Origin of the sequence: Streptosporangium sp. NPDC005286, assembly GCF_040607515.1 — a bacterium.
Classification (GTDB): domain Bacteria; phylum Actinomycetota; class Actinomycetes; order Streptosporangiales; family Streptosporangiaceae; genus Streptosporangium.
Window position 1 is genome coordinate 17,743 of record NZ_JBEXGU010000061.1, and the last position, 17,519, is coordinate 35,261.

Annotated in this window: 18 protein-coding genes; 14 read left to right on the plus strand and 4 right to left on the minus strand. The window is 69.4% G+C overall.

Features of this window, described 5'->3' with window-relative positions:
- Positions 1-222: 222 nt before the first annotated feature.
- Together ABZU75_RS22475 and ABZU75_RS22480 are read left to right on the plus strand one after the other, a co-directional pair.
- Entirely contained in the window at positions 223-369 is a 147-nt protein-coding gene (locus ABZU75_RS22475) for a DUF6529 family protein (RefSeq protein ID WP_355557422.1), read from the plus strand.
- Between the two features lie 84 nt (positions 370-453).
- Positions 454-1,083 (plus strand): hypothetical protein, encoded by a 630-nt coding sequence (locus tag ABZU75_RS22480; RefSeq protein ID WP_355557339.1) that lies wholly within the window; start codon positions 454-456, stop codon positions 1,081-1,083.
- A gap of 172 nt (positions 1,084-1,255) precedes the next feature.
- Here ABZU75_RS22480 and ABZU75_RS22485 read toward each other — a convergent pair whose 3' ends face one another.
- Both ABZU75_RS22485 and ABZU75_RS22490 read right to left on the minus strand, forming a co-directional pair.
- Entirely contained in the window at positions 1,256-1,735 is a 480-nt protein-coding gene (locus tag ABZU75_RS22485; protein WP_355557342.1) for a GNAT family N-acetyltransferase, read from the minus strand.
- A 134-nt stretch (positions 1,736-1,869) separates the two neighbouring features.
- A complete protein-coding gene (locus tag ABZU75_RS22490; protein WP_355557345.1) occupies positions 1,870-2,826 on the minus strand; it encodes a YafY family protein in 957 nt (318 codons plus the stop codon).
- An 83-nt stretch (positions 2,827-2,909) separates the two neighbouring features.
- On the opposite strand from ABZU75_RS22490, the gene ABZU75_RS22495 reads away from it, so the two are divergent.
- The 5 genes from ABZU75_RS22495 to ABZU75_RS22515 all read left to right on the plus strand — a co-directional run bounded on the left by ABZU75_RS22495 (position 2,910) and on the right by ABZU75_RS22515 (position 7,395).
- A complete protein-coding gene (locus ABZU75_RS22495; protein WP_355557348.1) occupies positions 2,910-3,656 on the plus strand; it encodes an alpha/beta hydrolase in 747 nt (248 codons plus the stop codon).
- Positions 3,657-3,903: 247 nt separating this feature from the next.
- Positions 3,904-4,791: an ABC transporter ATP-binding protein gene (locus tag ABZU75_RS22500; RefSeq protein WP_355557351.1), complete on the plus strand. Its 888-nt coding sequence runs from the start codon at positions 3,904-3,906 to the stop codon at positions 4,789-4,791.
- Complete coding sequence (locus tag ABZU75_RS22505; RefSeq protein WP_355557354.1) at positions 4,791-5,516, plus strand: ABC transporter permease; 726 nt, start codon at positions 4,791-4,793, stop codon at positions 5,514-5,516. Before ABZU75_RS22500 ends, ABZU75_RS22505 begins: the two co-directional genes overlap by 1 nt.
- Positions 5,517-5,649: 133 nt before the next feature.
- The gene (locus tag ABZU75_RS22510) at positions 5,650-6,699 is read left to right on the plus strand and encodes a histidine kinase (RefSeq protein ID WP_355557357.1); all 1,050 of its coding nucleotides are present in this window, start codon (positions 5,650-5,652) and stop codon (positions 6,697-6,699) included.
- Positions 6,700-6,789: 90 nt separating this feature from the next.
- The gene (locus tag ABZU75_RS22515) at positions 6,790-7,395 is read left to right on the plus strand and encodes a response regulator transcription factor (RefSeq protein WP_350929080.1); all 606 of its coding nucleotides are present in this window, start codon (positions 6,790-6,792) and stop codon (positions 7,393-7,395) included.
- Positions 7,396-7,434: 39 nt separating this feature from the next.
- On the opposite strand, the gene ABZU75_RS22520 is transcribed toward ABZU75_RS22515, so the two are convergent.
- Positions 7,435-8,289 (minus strand): GDSL-type esterase/lipase family protein, encoded by an 855-nt coding sequence (locus ABZU75_RS22520; RefSeq protein ID WP_355557361.1) that lies wholly within the window; start codon positions 8,287-8,289, stop codon positions 7,435-7,437.
- A 180-nt stretch (positions 8,290-8,469) separates the two neighbouring features.
- Between ABZU75_RS22520 and ABZU75_RS22525 the strand changes: the two genes are divergently transcribed.
- Both ABZU75_RS22525 and ABZU75_RS22530 read left to right on the plus strand, forming a co-directional pair.
- The gene (locus ABZU75_RS22525; RefSeq protein WP_355557364.1) at positions 8,470-9,699 is read left to right on the plus strand and encodes an isochorismate synthase; all 1,230 of its coding nucleotides are present in this window, start codon (positions 8,470-8,472) and stop codon (positions 9,697-9,699) included.
- A 211-nt stretch (positions 9,700-9,910) separates the two neighbouring features.
- Positions 9,911-10,465, plus strand: coding sequence for a GNAT family N-acetyltransferase (locus tag ABZU75_RS22530; protein WP_355557367.1), 555 nt, complete (start codon positions 9,911-9,913; stop codon positions 10,463-10,465).
- A gap of 137 nt (positions 10,466-10,602) precedes the next feature.
- Here the strand turns inward: ABZU75_RS22530 and ABZU75_RS22535 are convergent, their stop codons facing one another.
- Entirely contained in the window at positions 10,603-11,286 is a 684-nt protein-coding gene (locus ABZU75_RS22535; RefSeq protein WP_355557369.1) for a GntR family transcriptional regulator, read from the minus strand.
- Between the two features lie 238 nt (positions 11,287-11,524).
- Between ABZU75_RS22535 and ABZU75_RS22540 the strand changes: the two genes are divergently transcribed.
- Genes ABZU75_RS22540 through ABZU75_RS22560 form a run of 5 tightly spaced genes read left to right on the plus strand, consistent with a single transcriptional unit; the run spans position 11,525 to position 17,363 of the window.
- On the plus strand, positions 11,525-12,349 hold the full coding sequence (locus tag ABZU75_RS22540) for an ABC transporter ATP-binding protein (protein WP_355557372.1): 825 nt from the start codon (positions 11,525-11,527) through the stop codon (positions 12,347-12,349).
- On the plus strand, positions 12,346-13,167 hold the full coding sequence (locus tag ABZU75_RS22545; protein WP_355557375.1) for an ABC transporter permease: 822 nt from the start codon (positions 12,346-12,348) through the stop codon (positions 13,165-13,167). Before ABZU75_RS22540 ends, ABZU75_RS22545 begins: the two co-directional genes overlap by 4 nt.
- Positions 13,164-15,344 carry an arylsulfatase gene (locus tag ABZU75_RS22550; RefSeq protein ID WP_355557378.1) on the plus strand — a complete coding sequence of 727 codons (2,181 nt, stop codon included), beginning with the start codon at positions 13,164-13,166 and terminating at the stop codon, positions 15,342-15,344. The genes ABZU75_RS22545 and ABZU75_RS22550 overlap by 4 nt, the downstream gene beginning before the upstream one ends.
- The gene (locus ABZU75_RS22555) at positions 15,341-16,318 is read left to right on the plus strand and encodes a formylglycine-generating enzyme family protein (protein WP_355557381.1); all 978 of its coding nucleotides are present in this window, start codon (positions 15,341-15,343) and stop codon (positions 16,316-16,318) included. Before ABZU75_RS22550 ends, ABZU75_RS22555 begins: the two co-directional genes overlap by 4 nt.
- Complete coding sequence (locus ABZU75_RS22560) at positions 16,305-17,363, plus strand: ABC transporter substrate-binding protein (RefSeq protein WP_355557385.1); 1,059 nt, start codon at positions 16,305-16,307, stop codon at positions 17,361-17,363. The genes ABZU75_RS22555 and ABZU75_RS22560 overlap by 14 nt, the downstream gene beginning before the upstream one ends.
- Positions 17,364-17,519 lie beyond the last annotated feature (156 nt).

The window sequence follows — 17,519 nt, forward strand, 5'->3', positions numbered from 1 at the left end:
CGGCGCCTACGCATGAATTGACGGGCGACGAAACCCAGCGGGGCGATAACCTCAAGTATTTCTCAGTAACATAATCCCGCGAATTTCAGAGCACAGCAAAACCTGGCATTCCCCGGTTTTCGGAAGATTGACGCCGGGGGACACCGCGAAGGCGGGACATAACTGGTTGAGCTACGTTGAGCGGGCTGTTGCGGCGGCGCCGACAGCCGAGAACACACAGGGATCGGAGGAGCGTTCGCCGCGAAGGTACTCCTCGCCCGCAGCCGGCGCCTACCCACCTGGGCGTTGCCACTCGCCGGTGGCACCCTGGTCACCCTCATCGCAATCCTGTGGTCCTCAGCGGCCCTCTGGCAGCTGACCCAGCCCTAGCAGTCCCCCACAGAGCGCGAGGTACTCGACCGTACATGGCAGGGTTTTCGGGGTTACACGACGTGGGAGGAGACGCCGGTGGACATGACGACACTGGTCCTGACCAGGCAGAGCCTGCATGGAGTGGCCGAACTCGTACTGGCCGGGCCGCAGTACCGCCAAAGCGGCACCATCAGGCTCCGGGCCGTCCCCGGCGGCTTCGCCACCACCAAGCCCCCCGACGTGGCCGTCAACGGAGACCTGCTGCTCACCAGCGGCCGACCGCTCGGGAAGCTGACCGGGGTGACCTACGCCGAACTCGCGGCTGCCGCCGGGATCGTGGCCGGCGCCCCCGAGGGCCTGTACTCCGAGGGCTCCGGGGTCACGGCCGACGACCGCGTACATGTCGATCCGCAGGCGGCAATGGTGATCGCCCGCGCCCTCGGCGACGGTGATGCGGCCCTGCGCAGGCTTGCTCCCGGCATGACGCCGGTGCTCTGGCCGGAGCATTTCGACATCGGTGTCACCCTGGACGAGGTCAACTACGGCGTCTCGCCGGGTGACAGGCACATACCCGAGCCGTACGCCTACGTCGGCCCCGGGCAACCACGAACCGGCCAGTTCTGGAACGTCTCCTTCGGCGCCGCCCGCCCACTCACCCAACTGCCGCACACCGAAGCCATCTACGAATTCTTCGACGAAGGCCGCCGACGCGCTCACGGCGAGGAGCCGTAACCCTCGGGCACCCTGCCGATCCGGCTCGGCGGCGTTCAACGTCAGGTAGAGGATCTGCCGCGCGTGATGGGACCACCGACCCACGCTTGTCAAGCCCGCCCCATGCGCAATAGCGGGGACATGAGGATGTCCTCAGCTCGACCCGCCTGGGTTTTTTCGCAACCATCGACCCCTACGAGCCGAAATGGTCAGCGTCGCGTCCGACGATGGTGATCGCGAGCAGGGGTAGCAACCGCCCAGGGATGGCACCTGAGGGGGTCGCGCCGATTCTGGTGGCGCCCATGGCCAGGTAGAACGGTTCCGCGTTCGGGTCCGCGTCGATGGTCAGGCGCGCGAAGCCGAGGTCCCCCGCAGCGGCGACGGCATGCTCGAACAGGCGGCGGCCGACGCCTTGGCCGATGGCGTCCGGTTCGACGAAGAGCATGCCCAAGGCCCCCTCCGGCGGGTTCCCTTCCAGAGTGGCGAAACCCAGGACGCGGCCGTTGTGTTCGGCCACCATGGTTCGCAGCTTCTCGACCTCCGAGGCCGAGATGGCCAGTTCGTCCCGGCACGCCGCCATGAATGCCTCGTCGTAGCCCCAGTGCGCCTTGGATCGAACCGCCAGCTCGCTCAGGAGGTCCGCCTCGACCACCTGCGCCGCTCTGATCAGCATGATCGCCTTTCGTCATCCCTGACATCCTCCTCCGCCCGCCGGCGGAGACTTGCCAAAGGCAACTATCCCAGCGACCGGATCGCGGTCGGTGCGGCCAGATGGTCTCCTCGGCGGGACACCGCGAAGCGCCGAGGTCAGGGCGGGGTGACGTCTGCGGAGGCGAGGAGGCGGGCGGCGAGGGCTCTGATCTCGTCGCGTAGTTCGGCGGGGGTGATGACGGTGAACGGCCAGCCGAGGCCGGCGAGCATCTGGGCCATCCCGGCCAGCCGGTCGGCCCTGGTGGCCAGCAGCACCCCGGCGGAGGTCTCGGCCAGGGTCGCCGTGGCGGCGGGGATCCGGGCGGCGGCCTCCTCCAGCGTGGCCTCCAGCAGCACCCTGACCTCGTAGCGGTAGGGCACCGCCGACAGCGATCCGACCACGTGCGCGACCGGGTCGAAGCCGTCCGGGGCCGAGAACCTCCGCTCGGTGCGCGCGGCGCTCGCCACCCGGTCCACCCTGAAGGTCCTGATCTCCCCGCTGTCATGGTCGAGGCCCGTGACGTACCAGCGGCCGGAGTGGAAGACGATGCCGTACGGGTCCAGATCGCGCGTCGAGGCGTCGCCACGCCAGGAGCGGTAGGCCAGCCGGACGGTGACCCGGCGACGGGCGGCGTCGGCGAGGGCGAGCAGCGGGCCCGCCTTCGGGGCGGGTGCCCGCGTCGCGACGCCGGTGTGGTCCAGCGTCTCCGAGATCGCGTCGACGCGCTCGCGCAGCGGCCCCGGGAGCACCCGCTGGATCTTGGCCAGGGCGCTCTCGGTGGCCGTCTCCCCCACCGCCAGCCCGGTCCGCCGTCCGGCCAGCAGCCCCAGCACCACCGCGGTGGCCTCGTCGTCGGTGAGCATCAGCGGCGGCAGCTTGTAGCCGGGCAGCAGCCGGTAGCCGCCGTGCCGGCCCCGCTCGGCCGAGACCGGCACGCCGAGCTCCGACAGCCGCACCGCGTAGCGGCGCACCGTGCGCTCGTCCACCTCCAGCCTGGCGGCGAGTTCGGGGCCGGTCAGGCCGGGGGCGGCCTGCAGCAGCTCCAGCAGCGCGAGGACCCTCGCGGCGGTCATTCGAATTCTCCTCAAAAATCAGGACCGATACTGTCCGGATTCGATTCTAGGGTGAAACCAGACGAACGAAGGAGAGCAGACATATGAGCACTTACCTACTGGTTCCCGGTCTCTGGCTGGGCGCGTGGGCCTGGGAGAAGGTCACCCGGCCACTGCGCGAGGCCGGGCACGAGGTCCACCCGGTCACGCTCACCGGGCTCGGCGACAGAGCGCACCTGGCAGGCCCCGGGGTCGACCTGGAGACCCACATCCAGGACATCGTCAACACGGTCGTCTTCGCGGACCTGAACGAGGTGATCCTCGTCGCCCACAGCGGGGCCGGCGCGCCGGTCACCGGCGCGGCCGACCGGATTCCCGAGCGCGTCTCCCGGATCGTCTACCTCGACAGCGGTCCGCTGGCCGACGGCATGACCCAGTTGGACGCCACCGAGCCCGAGTGGCGGGCGTTCATCGAGAAGCGGGTCGCCGAGCAGGGCGACGGGGTGGGCTACCCACTCCCGTCCTGGGAGGAGCAGGAGCGGGCCGGAGCCAGCCTGGAGGGACTGGGCGAGACCGAGCGCGAGTGGTTCGTCTCCCGCGCGACCCCGCAGCCGTACGGGACGATGACCCAGCCCCTGGCGCTCAAGGGCGGCGCGGACGCGCTGCCCAAGACGCTCATCGCGTGCTCGTTCCCGCTGGAGCAGGTGCACGCCATGATCGCCGCCGGTCACCCGTTCTTCGCGGCGCTCGCCGGGCCCGAATGGAGCTTCGCCTCGGTGCCCACCGGCCACTGGCCGATGTTCTCCAAGCCGGAGGAGACCGCGGCGGCGCTCGCCGCGCTGGCGGTCTGAGACGAAAGCCTGGCGGGGCGGGGCGGGAACAGGAACGGGTGGGCGAGGCCGAGAGCGGCCGGCACGCTCCGCCCGATGCCCCCACGACAGGGCTCGTGGAGGCCCGCCGTGCACACCGGGGGCCTCCACGCTGCGGTTCCGGTGACGGGCCGGGAATTCCGCGAGCACCGAGGGGTGACATTTGTCCCGGGCAGCCCTGGATCGATGGATCTACCTGGGATCCCGCACCCTCCGTAGCGTCTTTCGCATGACGAATGACGCGGTGTCACTCAAGAACGTGACCAAACGTTTCGGGGCGGTACGCGCCGTGGACGACCTCAGCCTCGACATCCCCGCCGGGCAGACCGTCGCCCTGCTCGGCCCCAACGGCGCGGGCAAGTCGACCAGCATCGGGCTGCTGCTCGGGCTGCTGGCCGCCGACTCCGGGACGGTACGCGTGTTCGGGGGCACCCCTGAGGCCGCGATCCGGGGTGGGCGGCTGGCGGCGATGCCCCAGGAGGGCGGCCTCGTCTCCCGGACCACGGTCGGCGAGCTGCTCGGCTTCGTCTCCGGGACATACCGGGCGCCGCTCCCACTACCGGAGGTGATGGCCGTCGCGGGGCTGGAGGAACTGGCCGGCCGCAGGGTGGAACGGCTCTCCGGCGGCCAGGCGCAGCGCCTCCGCTTCGCGCTGGCGCTGGCCGGGGACCCGGAGCTGATCCTGCTGGACGAGCCGACCGCGGCGCTGGACGTCCGGGCCAGGCGGGAGTTCTGGGAGAGCATGCGTGCCTTCGCCGCGCGCGGCAGGACCGTGCTGTTCTCCACCCACTACCTGGAGGAGGCCGACGAGTACGCCGACCGGGTGGTGATGATCGACAGGGGCCGGATCGTGGCCGACGGCACCAGCCGGGAGATCAAGCGCCTGGTCCCGCTGACCACGGTCAGCGTCACCGCCACCGCCGGGGACGTCGCACTGCTGGAACGCCTTCCCGGGGTCACCTCCGTGGAGATCCACGGGAACCGCGCCCACCTGCGCACCCGCGACGCCGACGCCACGGTCCTGGCGCTGGCCGAGGCCGGAGCCGTACGAGACCTTGAGGTGGTCCCCGCCGCGCTCGAGGACGCCTTCATCGCACTGACGGGAGTGGACGCCTGATGCTCGGCTACATCCGCCTGGAGATCGCCAGAAGCCGCCGCGACCCGGGATACGTGATCATGGGTTTCACGATGCCCGTGGTGATGTACCTGATCTTCACCAACCTCGGCATAGCGGGCGACGACCGTACCTGGGCCGCCCTGCACGTGATGGTCAGCATGGCCGCCTTCGGCGCGATCGGTTCGGCTTTCAACAACGGCACCGGCATCGCCGAGGACAGGACGGCGGGCTGGCTGCGGCAGCTGCGCATCACTCCCCTGGCGCCGGTATGGGTGATCGCCGGTAAGGCGGGCACCGGCATGCTCGTGGTGCTGCCCGCGATCGCCGGCGTGTGCCTGTCGGCGGCGCTGCTCAACGGGGTACGGCTGGAGATCTGGCAGTGGGTCTCGATCGTGCTCCTGCTCTGGGCGGGTTCCCTGCCCTTCACCCTGCTCGGCCTGGCCATCGGCTACCGGTTCAGCGGCCAGACCGCCGCCGTGCTCAACATCGCGGCCAACATGGCGCTGGCGATCGTCGGAGGTCTGTGGCTGCCCACCGAGGGCTTCCCCTCCTGGTTGAAGACGCTCGCGGAGTGGACGCCGAGCTTCACCTACGCCGACCTGGCGCGGAAGATCGCCTTCGGCCAGGCGCCCGGGGCCGGCGTGGCGCTGATCCTGACCGGCTGGCTGGTCGCCTTCGGCGTCCTGGCGGTGTACGGCTACCGCCGGGCCGGGCGCGTGGTGTGAATCGCGCGAGTCGCGTGATAGGAGTGGCCGGATGAGCGGGAGGCCGGAGGTGACGGAGCGGGAGAGGCCGCAAGGGCCGAAGAAGGCGAAAGCGAAACGGCTGGGAGCGGCCAGACGGAAATGGTCGGGAAGGTTGAGAAGGCAGGGGCCCGGGGAACTCGCCTTCTATCCGTGGCTGCTGATCGCCTATCCCCCGATCAGCGACCTCGTGGCGGGGCAGGTGCGGCCGGCGCCGCCGGCCGCGCTGGGCGTCGTCGCCTTCGCCACCCTGTACGTGCTCTGCATCCGGCTGTCCTTCCGTGGCCGACGACGAGCGGCGGCCGTGGCCCTGGCCGGGTTGCTGGTGGTGATCTTCCTGCTGCTGACCGGGCCTGCGCAGAACTGGTTCTACCTCGCACCGCTGATGACGATCGCCTGCGGGGTCGTGCTGCGCGGCAGGTCCGTCTACCTCCTCCTCACCGTGCTGACGCTCGCGCTGACCGCGGTGATGTGGCGCGCGGGAGCCGGCTGGACGAGCATCTCCCTGGCCACCTGGGGAACGGCCACCGGCGGCCTGGTGGTCAGCGTCGTCCTGAAGCTCTTCTCCGTGATCACCGAGCTCCAGGAGACCCGTGAGGAGCTGGCCCGGGCCGCGGTGGCCGAGGAGCGGCTGCGGTTCTCCCGCGACCTGCACGACCTGCTCGGGCACACCCTGTCGATGATGGTGGTCAAGGCAGAGGCCGTACGACGGCTGGTTCCCCGCGACGCGGAGGCGGCGGCTCGGCAGGCGGCCGACATCGAGACGGTCGGCCGGGAGGCGCTCACCGAGGTGCGGGCCGCGGTCAGCGGCTACCGGGGGCGCGGGCTGGCCGCCGAGCTGGCCTCGGCGCGCACGGTACTGGCCGACGCGGGCATCGCCGCCACGGTCACCGTCTCCGAGGGCCGCCCCGCGCCGGAGGCCGACGCCCTGCTGGGCTGGGCCGTACGGGAGGGCGTGACCAATGTCGTCCGCCACAGCGCCGCCCGCACCTGCGAGATCACCCTGGAGGGCACGGTGCTGGAGATCCGTGACGACGGCCGGGGGGCCGGCGCGGGCGCCCTGGGAAATGGCCTGCGCGGCCTGACCGAGCGGGTCGTCGCGCTCGGCGGAACGCTGGAGGCCGGCGGCGGCGACGGCTTCGTGCTGAGGGTGACGCTCCCATGATCGGCGCTCTTCCACCGGGGAGGAACCTTTCATGATCGCTTGCCCTCCGCCCGCAAGATCGCTGGTTTTCCGCCAAGGAGGAACGCTTTCATGATCAGGGTGCTGCTGGCCGAGGACCAGGGCATGATGCGCAGCGCGCTGGCCCTGCTTCTCGGTCTGGAGGACGACATCGAGGTCGTCGCCACGGTAGCCGGGGGCGACGAGGTCGTGGCCGCCGCGCTGGACACGCGTCCCGACATCGCCCTGCTGGACGTCGAGATGCCGGGGATCAGCGGCCTGGAGGCCGCGGCCGGCCTCCGGGACCGCCTGCCCGGCTGCCGGGTGCTGATCCTGACCACCTTCGGCAGGCCCGGCTACCTGCGCCGGGCGATGGAGGCGGGCGCCGCCGGATTCCTCGTCAAGGACGGTCCCGTCGAGGATCTCGCCGCGGCGATCCGCCGGGTCCTGGCGGGCGAGAAGGTGATCGACCCCGCGCTGGCCGCCGCCGCGCTGAGCACCGGCGCCAGCCCGCTGACCGATCGTGAGCGGGACGTGCTGGCCGCGGGGGCGGACGGCGCGACGATCGCCGACATCTCGCGGCGGCTGCACCTGTCGGAGAGCACCGTCCGCAACTACCTGTCCGCCGCGATCGGCAAGACCGGCACCCGTAACCGCATCGAGGCCGCCCGCACCGCCCGGCACAACGGCTGGCTCTGAAGGGGGCGGCGACTTGTCAGGCCGCCCCGAGCTGCCGGCTCAGGGGGCGAGGACGGGCTCCGGGGCCTCTTCCGCGAGCCAGTCGCGCATCGCGCCGTAGGTCTTCTCCGCGATCAGCCGCTGGCCCGCGGCGTTGGGGTGGAAGAAGTCCCACTTGCTGATGTGGCTCAGCGTGAACGTCTGCCCGAACACCACGTTGCCGTCGAACCGGCAGTTCGGGCCATACGCCGCGCAGACCCTGGCGAGTGCGGCGTTGAAACCGATCACCCGGGCGCGCACGCGGTCACGGCGGGCCTGGTCGGCCGCCGACGTCGAGGTGGGGCGCGCCAGCATGGTGGGACAGATCCGGCCCACCTCCCAGAACCCGCGGGCCACCAGGTTGTCCCTGCCGGTCTGCCAGAGCCGTCTGATGTCGGGGATGCTCGCCACGAACACCCGGGCGTCGGGCCTGCCCGCCCGCAACAGGGCCAGTGCCCCGGCCACCCGGCTCTCGTAGACGGCCACGGGGGTCATCAGCCGCTCCTCGGACACGCAGACGTCCTGGGCGCCGATCAGGAGCGTCACGTAGTCGGCGCGGTGGCCGACCGCCTGCGTCACCTGCCCGGCCAGGTCGGCACTGGTGGAGCCGGGGACGGCGAGGTTCACATTGTGCCCGGCGAGTGCCACGTCCAGGGCGCGTAACCTCAGGTAGTGGCTCCTGACATCGCGGTGCTCGCCGGTCGACCAGGAACGCGAGGCGCAGGTGACGTACCACCCGCAGGCGTTGAACCCCGCGCTGATGGAGTCTCCGAGCGCGGCCATGACCACCGGCCGCCAGGGTTGCTCCACCGGTGTCGCCCCGGCCGGAACGGTCCAGCCGGCCGTCAGGGCGGCCAGCCCTGTGAGTGCTGTCACAGTCCTGCGAAGCATGACACCTCCGCTGAGAGATCGCGTCTGCTTCGGATGTATCACCGCAGGCCAGGGTGGCAGGTTCCGTTGACCGAGTGCCTTGGTTTTCTTGACACCGCGTGGCGGCCGTGCTGGCGGGGGGAACCGCCGTCGAACATGTTCAGTTTCCGGCATAGAGTGGCGGGGGTGAGTGTAGCGCTCGGATCAACCCGTCCTCTCGTGGTGAGAACCACCTCCGTCGACGACCCCGGTGACCTGTTCGCACGACTGCCGGAGACCGCGCCCTATGCCTGGGTCAGGCGCGGGGAGGGCCTCGTGGCCTGGGGCGAGGCCCTGCGCCTGGAGGTGCCGCCCGGCCCCCGGCGTTTCGACTGGGCTCGCGACCGGCTGTCGGATCTCTTCGGCGAGGCGGATGTCGACGACGACGTGACGACCCCCGGTTCGGGCCCCGTCGCCTTCGGCTCGTTCACCTTCGACCCGGAGTCACGCGGGTCGGTCCTCCTCGTCCCCCGGACCATCCTCGCCCGCCGCGACGGCCGCGCCTGGCTGACCGCCGTCGGTGAGCAGCGGCTCGACACCGTCACCCCGCTCCGCGACCCGGGCAGGATCCGGTACGGCGACGGCAGTCTGAGCGCGCCGGAGTGGGAGCACGCCGTGGCCCGCGCCGTCCGGCGGATCAGGTCGGGCCGGCTGGAGAAGACGGTGCTCGCCCGTGACCTGACCGCCGTCGCGGAGCGGGCGATCGACGTCCGCCTGCTGCTGGCCCGCCTGGCCGGCCGCTACCCGGAGTGCTACACCTTCTCCTGCGCGGGGCTGGTCGGTGCCACCCCCGAACTACTGGTCCGGCGTACCGGGGAGACCATCGAGTCCCTGGTGCTGGCCGGCACGATCGCGCGGGGCAGCGACCGGGCGGACGACATGGCACGCGGCGCGGCCCTGTTCTCCTCGGAGAAGGACCGCTACGAGCACGTCTGCGCGGTCGCGTCGGTACGGGAGGCGCTCGACCCGCTCTGCGCCGAGCTGAAGATCCCCGAGGAGCCCGAACTCCTGGTGCTCCCCAACGTCCAGCACCTGGCCAGCCCGGTGACCGGGCGGCTGTCGGCGGGGATCTCGGTCCTGGACGTGGTGGCGGCCATGCACCCGACCGCCGCCGTCGGCGGCACCCCGACCGGGGCCGCGCTCGGCGTCATCCGCGAGCTTGAGGGGATGGACCGCGCCGGATACGCCGGTCCTGTCGGCTGGATCGACGCGCGAGGGGACGGCGAGTGGGGGATCGCGCTGCGCTGCGCCCAGATCGAGGGCCCCCGGGCCCGGCTGTTCGCCGGGTGCGGCATCATGGGCGACTCCGACCCCGCGTCCGAGCTCGCCGAGGCCCAGGCCAAGCTCCGGGTGATGCAGTACGCCCTGGAGGGCTGACCGCCGCCGCGCGGGGCGCCCGGCCGGAGGCTGGGCCAGGGCGATCACCCCTGAACAGGTAATTCCCACCCGGCTGGTCGGCGGCAGCCAGATAGGCGTACCCTCACAAGGGCAACACATCGGACATTTCCGGCAAGAAAACGATACTTTCTTCTACTCGCTGTTCTCTCGTCGCCGCACGGCCGGCTCGCTCGCCGGGGAGAGGAAGACCATGGCGTTACTGACCACCGACCGCCTCACGGTACGCGACTGGAGTCCCGAGGACGCCCGCGATGCTCTGGCCATCTACGGCACACCGGAGGTCACCCGGTGGCTGTCCCCAGCGATGAACCGGCTCGACGGTGAGGGGGCCATGCGGGCCACGCTCGAGGCATGGGAACGCAACCGTGAAACCCTGACGCCCCCGCTCGGCCGCTGGGCGATCGTCCGCAACTCCGACCAGCGGATCATCGGCGGCCTCTCCCTGAGGTACCTGCCGCCCGACGAGGAGGACATCGAGATCGGCTGGCAGCTCGCCCCTGACTTCTGGGGTCACGGCTACGCCACCGAGGCCGGCCGCGCCCTGGCCGGATGGGCCTTCTCCATCGGTGCCCACGAGCTCGTCGCGGTCGTGCGGGTGAACAACGAGCGCGGTGCCGGCACGGCCAGGCGCATCGGCATGCAGTGGGTCGGCGAGACGGACAAGTACTACGAGACGCGCCTCAACGTCTACCGGCTCTGGCCCAGCGACCTCACCTCGGCCCAGGAGGACGAGCTCCGGCTCTGAGCGGCGGGCGTCCCGGGGCGGCCGCCGTATCCTCGATCTTCGACCGGCCGGGATCCGGCGTCGGGAGCCGAGATAGCGCAGCACGGCCAGGACACGGCGGCTGTAGCCGGTGACGTGCAGCAGCCCGCTCACTGGCGCTACAGGACAGGGGGGCGACGCTGGAACTTGATGTGGAGGATGTCGGGCCGGAACGTCGCCACGGCGTACACCGCGGTGTGCCCCCTGACCGTATAGATCGTCTGCCAGGTGCGGACCACCAGCGTCGAGGAATCGACGTCCAACAATTCGGAGATCCTCTCGTCCGGCACCAGTGGCTCCAGGTAGGCGTCGGCGTGACTCAGGGGTATGCCGAGTTGCTGCGCGAAGTACGCCTGGATGTCATCGCCCACCCCCTGAGGGTCGATGGAGACTCCGTCGAGCAAGGCGGGCAGGAACTCGTGGACCCACACCACGGGGATCTCGTCGGCGAAGTAGAGCCGGTCGGTCTTCCAGACCTCGCTTTTTCGCGGGACATGCAGGGCGGTGGCGACCTCGTCGTCCGCCGGCACCTTCCCGTGGGGCTGCTCGACGATGCGGCACACACGTCCGGCAGCGGTGAGCAGCGTCTCGACGGACACCAGGTCCGAGAGCGTGTACTCGATCTGCTCGGGCCGCTTCGCCATGAAGGTGCCTATGCCCCACCGGCGAACCACGAGCCCACGGACACGTAACTCCTCCAACGCCTCGCGGAGCGTGTTGCGTGAAACCCCGAGGTCGGAGGCGAGGGTCACCTCGGGGGGCAGCTTGGAGTCGGCGGGGAATCGTTCGAGTAGTTCCCGCACGAGGGCGCTCCGCTGAGTGCGCTGCACTGATCGCGTCGCAGGTTGTGATGGCATCAGGCCCACCCTTCCTTGCTTCCGGTCACACCACTACTGCCCATCCGACAGCACCGATTCTGCCGGAATGAATATTGACGAGGTAGAAGGTCCAACCTATCCTGATGGCCTTATCAGCGGCAACTTGACGCCACCGCTCATCGGAGGCGTCGGACATGCCGGTCGGATAGGAAGTTGAGCGGCGATGAACAGATCGACCGAGCGTGAAAAATCAGACACACTACCTAACACCGGTGACCGCAAGGCACTCGCCCTTGACCGGGTCACCGTCTCCTTCACCGTCGGCGGTGACAGGATCGTCGCTCTTGACGACGTGAGTTTCGAGGTCGGGCACGGTGGGTTCCTGTCGGTACTCGGCCCTTCCGGCTGCGGCAAGTCCACCACACTGCGCCTCATCGCCGACCTGCTGCATCCCGGGGAGGGAGAGCTGAACGTCCTGGGCGACAGCCCAGGCACCGCCCGGGCGCATCGGCGCGTTGGCTTCGTGTTCCAGGACGCCACCCTGCTGCCCTGGCGGCGAGTCATCGACAACGTGCTCCTACCGACCCAGGTCGGGCCATCGCGCGTGCGCGGCAAGCTCGGCATGTCGCCGGACGAGGCTCTCGCCGTGGTCGGGCTCACCTCCTTCTCTCAGGCGTACCCGTCCCAGCTCTCGGGAGGAATGCGGCAGCGGGTCGCCATCGCGCGGGCGCTGGTGACCAAGCCCGACATTCTCCTGATGGACGAGCCGTTCGGCGCCCTGGACGAGCTGACCCGCGACCGGCTGAATGTCCAGCTTCTGGACATCTGGCAGGCCAGCAAGACGACGATCGTCTTCGTCACGCACTCGATCCCGGAGGCCGTGTTCCTCGGGCAGCGCGTGATCCTCATGTCCTCCAGACCGGGTCGCGTCAGGGCGACGGTGGAGGTGCCTCTGCCGTACCCCCGCGAGTTGTCCTTGCGAGACAGCCCCCAGTTCACCGGCATCGTCGCCCAGTTGCGGCGCCTGCTCACCGAGGAGGAACTGTGACCGTCCAGTCGGGCACTCGTGAGCACGGCCGCCTCCAGGAAAAAAGGAGGTCGAAGAAGCGGTCACCGATCGCGCGAACTCTCGTACCGGCCATGGGCTTCGTCCTGTTCGTCGCGCTGTGGGAAGCCGTGGTTCGGGCCTTTGCCGTGCCCGTCTACCTGGTGCCGGCCCCCTCGGAGGTCTTCACCGCTTTTGTCGACAACTGGGAACTCATCTACTCCAACACCGGTCAGACCGCGCAGGAGGCCTTCCTAGGCTTCGCGATCGGAAACGCCGCGGCCATCGCGCTGGCCGTCGTCTTCGTGATGAGCCCGTTCCTCGAACGACTCACCTTTCCCATCGTGGTCGGCCTGCGCACGGTCCCGATCATCGCCATCGCGCCGATCCTCATCATCATCTTTGGCAACGACGCCACACCCAAGATCGTGATCGCGGCGTTGATCTCGTTCTTTCCGACGCTGGTCAACGCGATCGTCGGCTTCAAGAACGTCGATCCCAAGATGCTGGAGCTCATGGCGATCCTCTCGGCGCGGCCGTGGGAGACGTTCCTGCGGGTGAGGGTGTTCAGCGCCCTTCCCTTCATCTTCTCCGCACTGAAGATCGCAACAGGGAACTGCGTGCTCGGCGCCGTGGTGGGTGAGTGGATCGGCGCGGACAGGGGACTCGGCTACCTGATCATCCAGTCGACGTTCGACTTCAACACGACACTGCTGTACGCGACGATGTTGGTCGTCTCGATACTCGCGATAATCGCCTTCGGGCTCGTCGCCGTCGCCGAGAAGCTGATCGTGCGCTGGGAGCAGGAGCCGGCGCGATGACCTTCGAGGAAGAGTTCCGCGGCGTCATCGGCACCTCCGTCACCGAGTCCACGCCGTGGTGGCCCGAGACTCCCAGCCACTCAAACCGGCCCAACATCGTCGTGATCGTCCTCGACGACACCGGATTCGCGGACCTCGGCTGTTACGGATCGGAGATCAGGACGCCTAACATCGACCGGCTCGCCTCCGACGGCCTGCGCTTCAGGAACTTCCACACCACGCCACTGTGCTCCCCGACCCGGGCGGCCCTCCTCACCGGCCGGAATTCACACAACGTCGGTATGCGGTTCCTGTCCGAGGTGGACACCGGATTTCCCAACTGCCGTGGCCAGATCTCCGCCACCTGCGGCACGCTCGCCCAGATCCTTGACACGAACGGTTACGCGACCATGGCGGTCGGCAAGTGGCACCTCGCGCCGCTGACGGAGACCTCGCACGCCGGCCCCTTCCACAACTGGCCGTTGGGCCGGGGATTCCAGCGTTTCTACGGCTTCATGGGCGGGGTGACCGACCACTACACACCGGAGCTCGTCCGGGACAACACACGGATACGCCGGGACTTCGGCGACGACTACCACCTGTCCGAAGACCTGACCGACGAAGCCGTGCTCTTCGTACGCGAACAGACCTCACTGGCTGCCGACCGGCCGTTCTTCCTCTATCTGGCCTTCGGCGCGACCCACGCGCCGTTTCAGGTGCCGGTGCACCTGGTGGAGAAGTACGACGAGGTCTTCGCGCACGGCTGGGACCGGGTTCGCCTGGAACGCCTCCAGCGGCAGATCGAGCTTGGGATCGTTCCACAGGGGACGGAGCTGGCAGAGCGGCCCCAGGACATACCGGCCTGGCATGACCTCGACGACCGGCAGCGCCGCGTCGCCACCCGGCTGCAGGCGACCTACGCGGCCTTCCTCGAGCACACCGACACACAGATCGGACGGCTGCTCGACGCACTGGGCGAATGCGGCGTTCTCGACGACACGATGATCGTGCTGCTGAGCGACAACGGTGCCAGTCACGAGGGCGGGAGCGGCGCCATGCAGGTGCTCGCCCCGTACAACGGCCTGTCGGAGGAGCTGTCCGAGTCGGAGCGCTTCCTTGAGTCAGCCGGGGGCAGGACGACCGCCCCGCACTACCCGGCAGGCTGGGCCATGGCGAGCAACACCCCGTTCCGGCGTTACAAGCAGTACGTGGACGGCGGTGGTGTCAACACGCCGCTGCTGGTCCGCTATCCCCACAGGATCGGAGACGCCGGGGCGGTGCGGACGCAGTTCGTGCACGCCATCGACATCACCCCGACGATCCTCGACGTCGCCGGCATCGACCCGCCGAGGTCGATCGCCGGTGTGCTGCAACGTCCGATGGACGGGCGGAGCGTCGCCGCCGTACTCGACGATCCGGACATCCCCGCAGGCCGCCGAACCCAGGCATTCGAGATGTTCGGTCACCGGGCGCTGGTGCACGAGCGATGGAAGATCGTCGCCGAGCACATGACGGGTGCGGACTACGCCCAGGACCGGTGGCACCTGTACGACCTCCACACCGACGTCTCGGAATGCCACGACCTCGCCGCCCAGCAACCTCGTCTCGTCGAGCAACTGGCCGCACTCTGGTGGCGGGAGGCCGAGGCCAACGGCATCCTCCCGCTGGACGACCGTCCCATGCGCGACATGCTCAACGGCGGCCACGTCGCCCCCGCCTACCGACGCACCCGGTGGACCCTGTATCCGCCGACCTACGTTCCGTACGGCCTCGCCCCCAACCTGGCGAGGCTTGCCTGGAGCTGCCGGGCAGACCTGCTGGCCGGGGAGGGCGACGGGACGGTGTTCGCCCAGGGCAGCGCGCTCACCGGGCACGGGCTCGGCATCATCGACGGGATCTTGGTCTACGAGTACAACGCGCTCGGCCACCGCACCCGTGTCAGTGCCGGGATGCCCGTTCCCGCCGTCCCGGCGCGAGTGGAGATCTCGTTTCGCCCCGCGCGGGAGCAGGGCGGCAGCGTCCGGCTGCTCATCGACGATGTGACCGTCGGCGAGGGACGTATCCCCCTGACGCTCAACAACGTCTCGTTCCTCGGCCTGGCCGTTGGGCGTGACAGCGCCTCACCGGTACTCAGTGGTGGGGTGCTGGAGCGTCTGCTGCGACTGGACCTCAGACTGCTTGAGGAGCGTCCCACATGACCGGGCCCGCTGCCGCCGAGGGAATGGTCTGGATTCCCGGCGGCAGAACCATCGTGGGGTGTGACACCGCGTATCCGGAGGAAGCCCCCGCGCGCGAGGTGCTCGTGGCCGGCTTCTGGATGGACCCCTGCCCGGTGACAAACCGGCAGTTCGCTGAGTTCGTCGAGGCGACAGGCCATGTCACCGACGCGGAACGTCCGCTGGACGCGAGCGTGTACCGCGACCTGCCTCCTGACCTGCGAGCCCCCTCCTCTCTGCTCTTCACTCCCGGTGACCATCCAGTCGACCTGCACGACGCCTCGCAGTGGTGGCAGGTCGTACCGGGCGTCACCTGGTATCACCCCTCAGGGCCGGGCAGTGACATCGCCGGTGTGGAGGACCATCCGGTGGTCCACGTCACGATCGAGGACGCCCGCGCCTACGCGCGCTGGCGAGGAGCCGAGCTCGCCGGCGAGGACGAGTGGGAGCACGCCGCGCGCGGAGGTCTGCACCAGGCGCGCTACGAGTGGGGCGACGAGTTCACCCCCGGCGGGGAGCACCGGGCGAACACCTGGCAGGGCCGATTCCCCTGGGAGAACCTCGCCGCGGACGGCTGGGTGGGGACCTCCCCCGTCGGCTCCTACCCGGCCAACCGGTACGGCCTCCACGACATGACGGGAAACGTGTGGGAGTGGACCACCAGCTGGTGGACCGCCACCCGCCGGTCAGCGAAAGCCCCGTCACCCTGCTGCGGCACCCCGCGAGTTCCGGACGACGCGTGGGATCTCGCGATGCCACAAGCCCATATTCCGCGCTTCGTCATCAAGGGCGGCTCGCATCTGTGCGCCCCCAACTACTGCCGACGCTACCGACCGGCAGCTCGCAGTCCCCAGGCCGCCGACACGTCGAGCTCACATCTCGGCTTTCGGTGCATTCTCCGTACGGCCTCTCCTTTCATGAGAACACCCCCAGAGGACACCCATGTCAAACAATGATCTCTCCCGGCGCTCCGTGCTCAAGACAGCGCTCGCAGGCGTCGCCGGGCTAAGCTCAGCCACTCTGCTCGCGGGTTGCGGGCAGGACCGTCGCGACGCGGGCACACAGAACACCGCCGCGCCCGGCGCGAAGAATCTCTCCCTGCAGCTCGCCTGGCTCGCCAACGTCCAGTCGGCCGGCGAGATCGCGGCCGACAAGCTCGGGTACTTCAAGGAAGTCGGGCTGACGGTCGCCACCCGGCCAGGTGGCCCGAACGCCAATCCGATCCCGCTGGTGGCGGGGGGAAACTCCCTGGTCGGAATCACCTACGCGCCCGCGCTGATGTTGGCGCGCAGTCAGGGCATCCCCGTCCGCTGTTTCGGCGCCGCGATGCAGAAGGCGCCGCTGGCCTACTTCTCCCTGAAGAGCAGCGGCATCACCGACGTGAGTCAGTACAAGGGCAAGAAGATCGGGGTGCAGGTCGGTGGAGAGCCCCTGCTCTCCGCGCTGCTCCGCAAGAACGGCCTGGACCTGTCGGACGTCGAACTGGTCAAGGTCGGCGCGGACACGACCCCGCTCATCACGGGGCAGGTAGACCTCTTCGCCGCCTGGGTGCTCAACCTCCAGCAACTGGCTCCCGCCAAGGAGAAGGGCCTCAACCACCAGACCCTGTGGGACAACGGCGTGCGCATCCAGTCCAACTACTACATCGCCACGGAGGAAACCCTCACCAACCGCCGAGACGAGCTGGTCGCCTTCCTCGAAGCGGTCTCCAAGGGATGGGCCTACGCGATCGACAACCCACAGCAGGCGGTCGACATGGTGGCCGAGGCCGCTCCCGGGCTTCAGAAGAAGCACGAGCTTGAGGAGATCAAGACCCTTCTTCCTGACTTCCTCTACGGACCCCAGACCCAGCAGCACGGATGGGGGTGGATGGACAAGGCGCTCTGGGAGAGCGCGCTCAGCGAGTACCAACAGCTCGGTGTCCTGAAGAAGCCGGTCAGCGTCGACGAGATCGCGACCTGGGAGGTACTCAACGGCGCTACGGGGCGTGCACGACGCTAGGAGGCGTGGTCGACTCCATCGGTGAAATTCCGAGGTACCCTCATCCGGCTTCGATGGCGGGCCTGCGATGGCATGGAGATCCACACCACGCCGGGACAGTGCTCATGCGAGGCCGGCCGCTGCTCAACATCACGCCCCGACGAACGGGACGCGAGC

Excerpts from the sequence above, each read along its gene's own strand:
- ABZU75_RS22505 (WP_355557354.1), top strand. The coding sequence starts at position 4,791 with ATGCTCGGCTACATCCGCCTGGAGATCGCCAGAAGCCGCCGCGACCCG.
- ABZU75_RS22540 (WP_355557372.1), top strand. The coding sequence starts at position 11,525 with ATGAACAGATCGACCGAGCGTGAAAAATCAGACACACTACCTAACACC.
- ABZU75_RS22555 (WP_355557381.1), top strand. The coding sequence starts at position 15,341 with ATGACCGGGCCCGCTGCCGCCGAGGGAATGGTCTGGATTCCCGGCGGC.
- ABZU75_RS22560 (WP_355557385.1), top strand. The coding sequence starts at position 16,305 with ATGTCAAACAATGATCTCTCCCGGCGCTCCGTGCTCAAGACAGCGCTC.
- ABZU75_RS22495 (WP_355557348.1), top strand. The coding sequence starts at position 2,910 with ATGAGCACTTACCTACTGGTTCCCGGTCTCTGGCTGGGCGCGTGGGCC.
- ABZU75_RS22530 (WP_355557367.1), top strand. The coding sequence starts at position 9,911 with ATGGCGTTACTGACCACCGACCGCCTCACGGTACGCGACTGGAGTCCC.
- ABZU75_RS22485 (WP_355557342.1), bottom strand. The coding sequence starts at position 1,735 with ATGCTGATCAGAGCGGCGCAGGTGGTCGAGGCGGACCTCCTGAGCGAG.
- ABZU75_RS22515 (WP_350929080.1), top strand. The coding sequence starts at position 6,790 with ATGATCAGGGTGCTGCTGGCCGAGGACCAGGGCATGATGCGCAGCGCG.
- ABZU75_RS22490 (WP_355557345.1), bottom strand. The coding sequence starts at position 2,826 with ATGACCGCCGCGAGGGTCCTCGCGCTGCTGGAGCTGCTGCAGGCCGCC.
- ABZU75_RS22480 (WP_355557339.1), top strand. The coding sequence starts at position 454 with ATGACGACACTGGTCCTGACCAGGCAGAGCCTGCATGGAGTGGCCGAA.
- ABZU75_RS22550 (WP_355557378.1), top strand. The coding sequence starts at position 13,164 with ATGACCTTCGAGGAAGAGTTCCGCGGCGTCATCGGCACCTCCGTCACC.
- ABZU75_RS22500 (WP_355557351.1), top strand. The coding sequence starts at position 3,904 with ATGACGAATGACGCGGTGTCACTCAAGAACGTGACCAAACGTTTCGGG.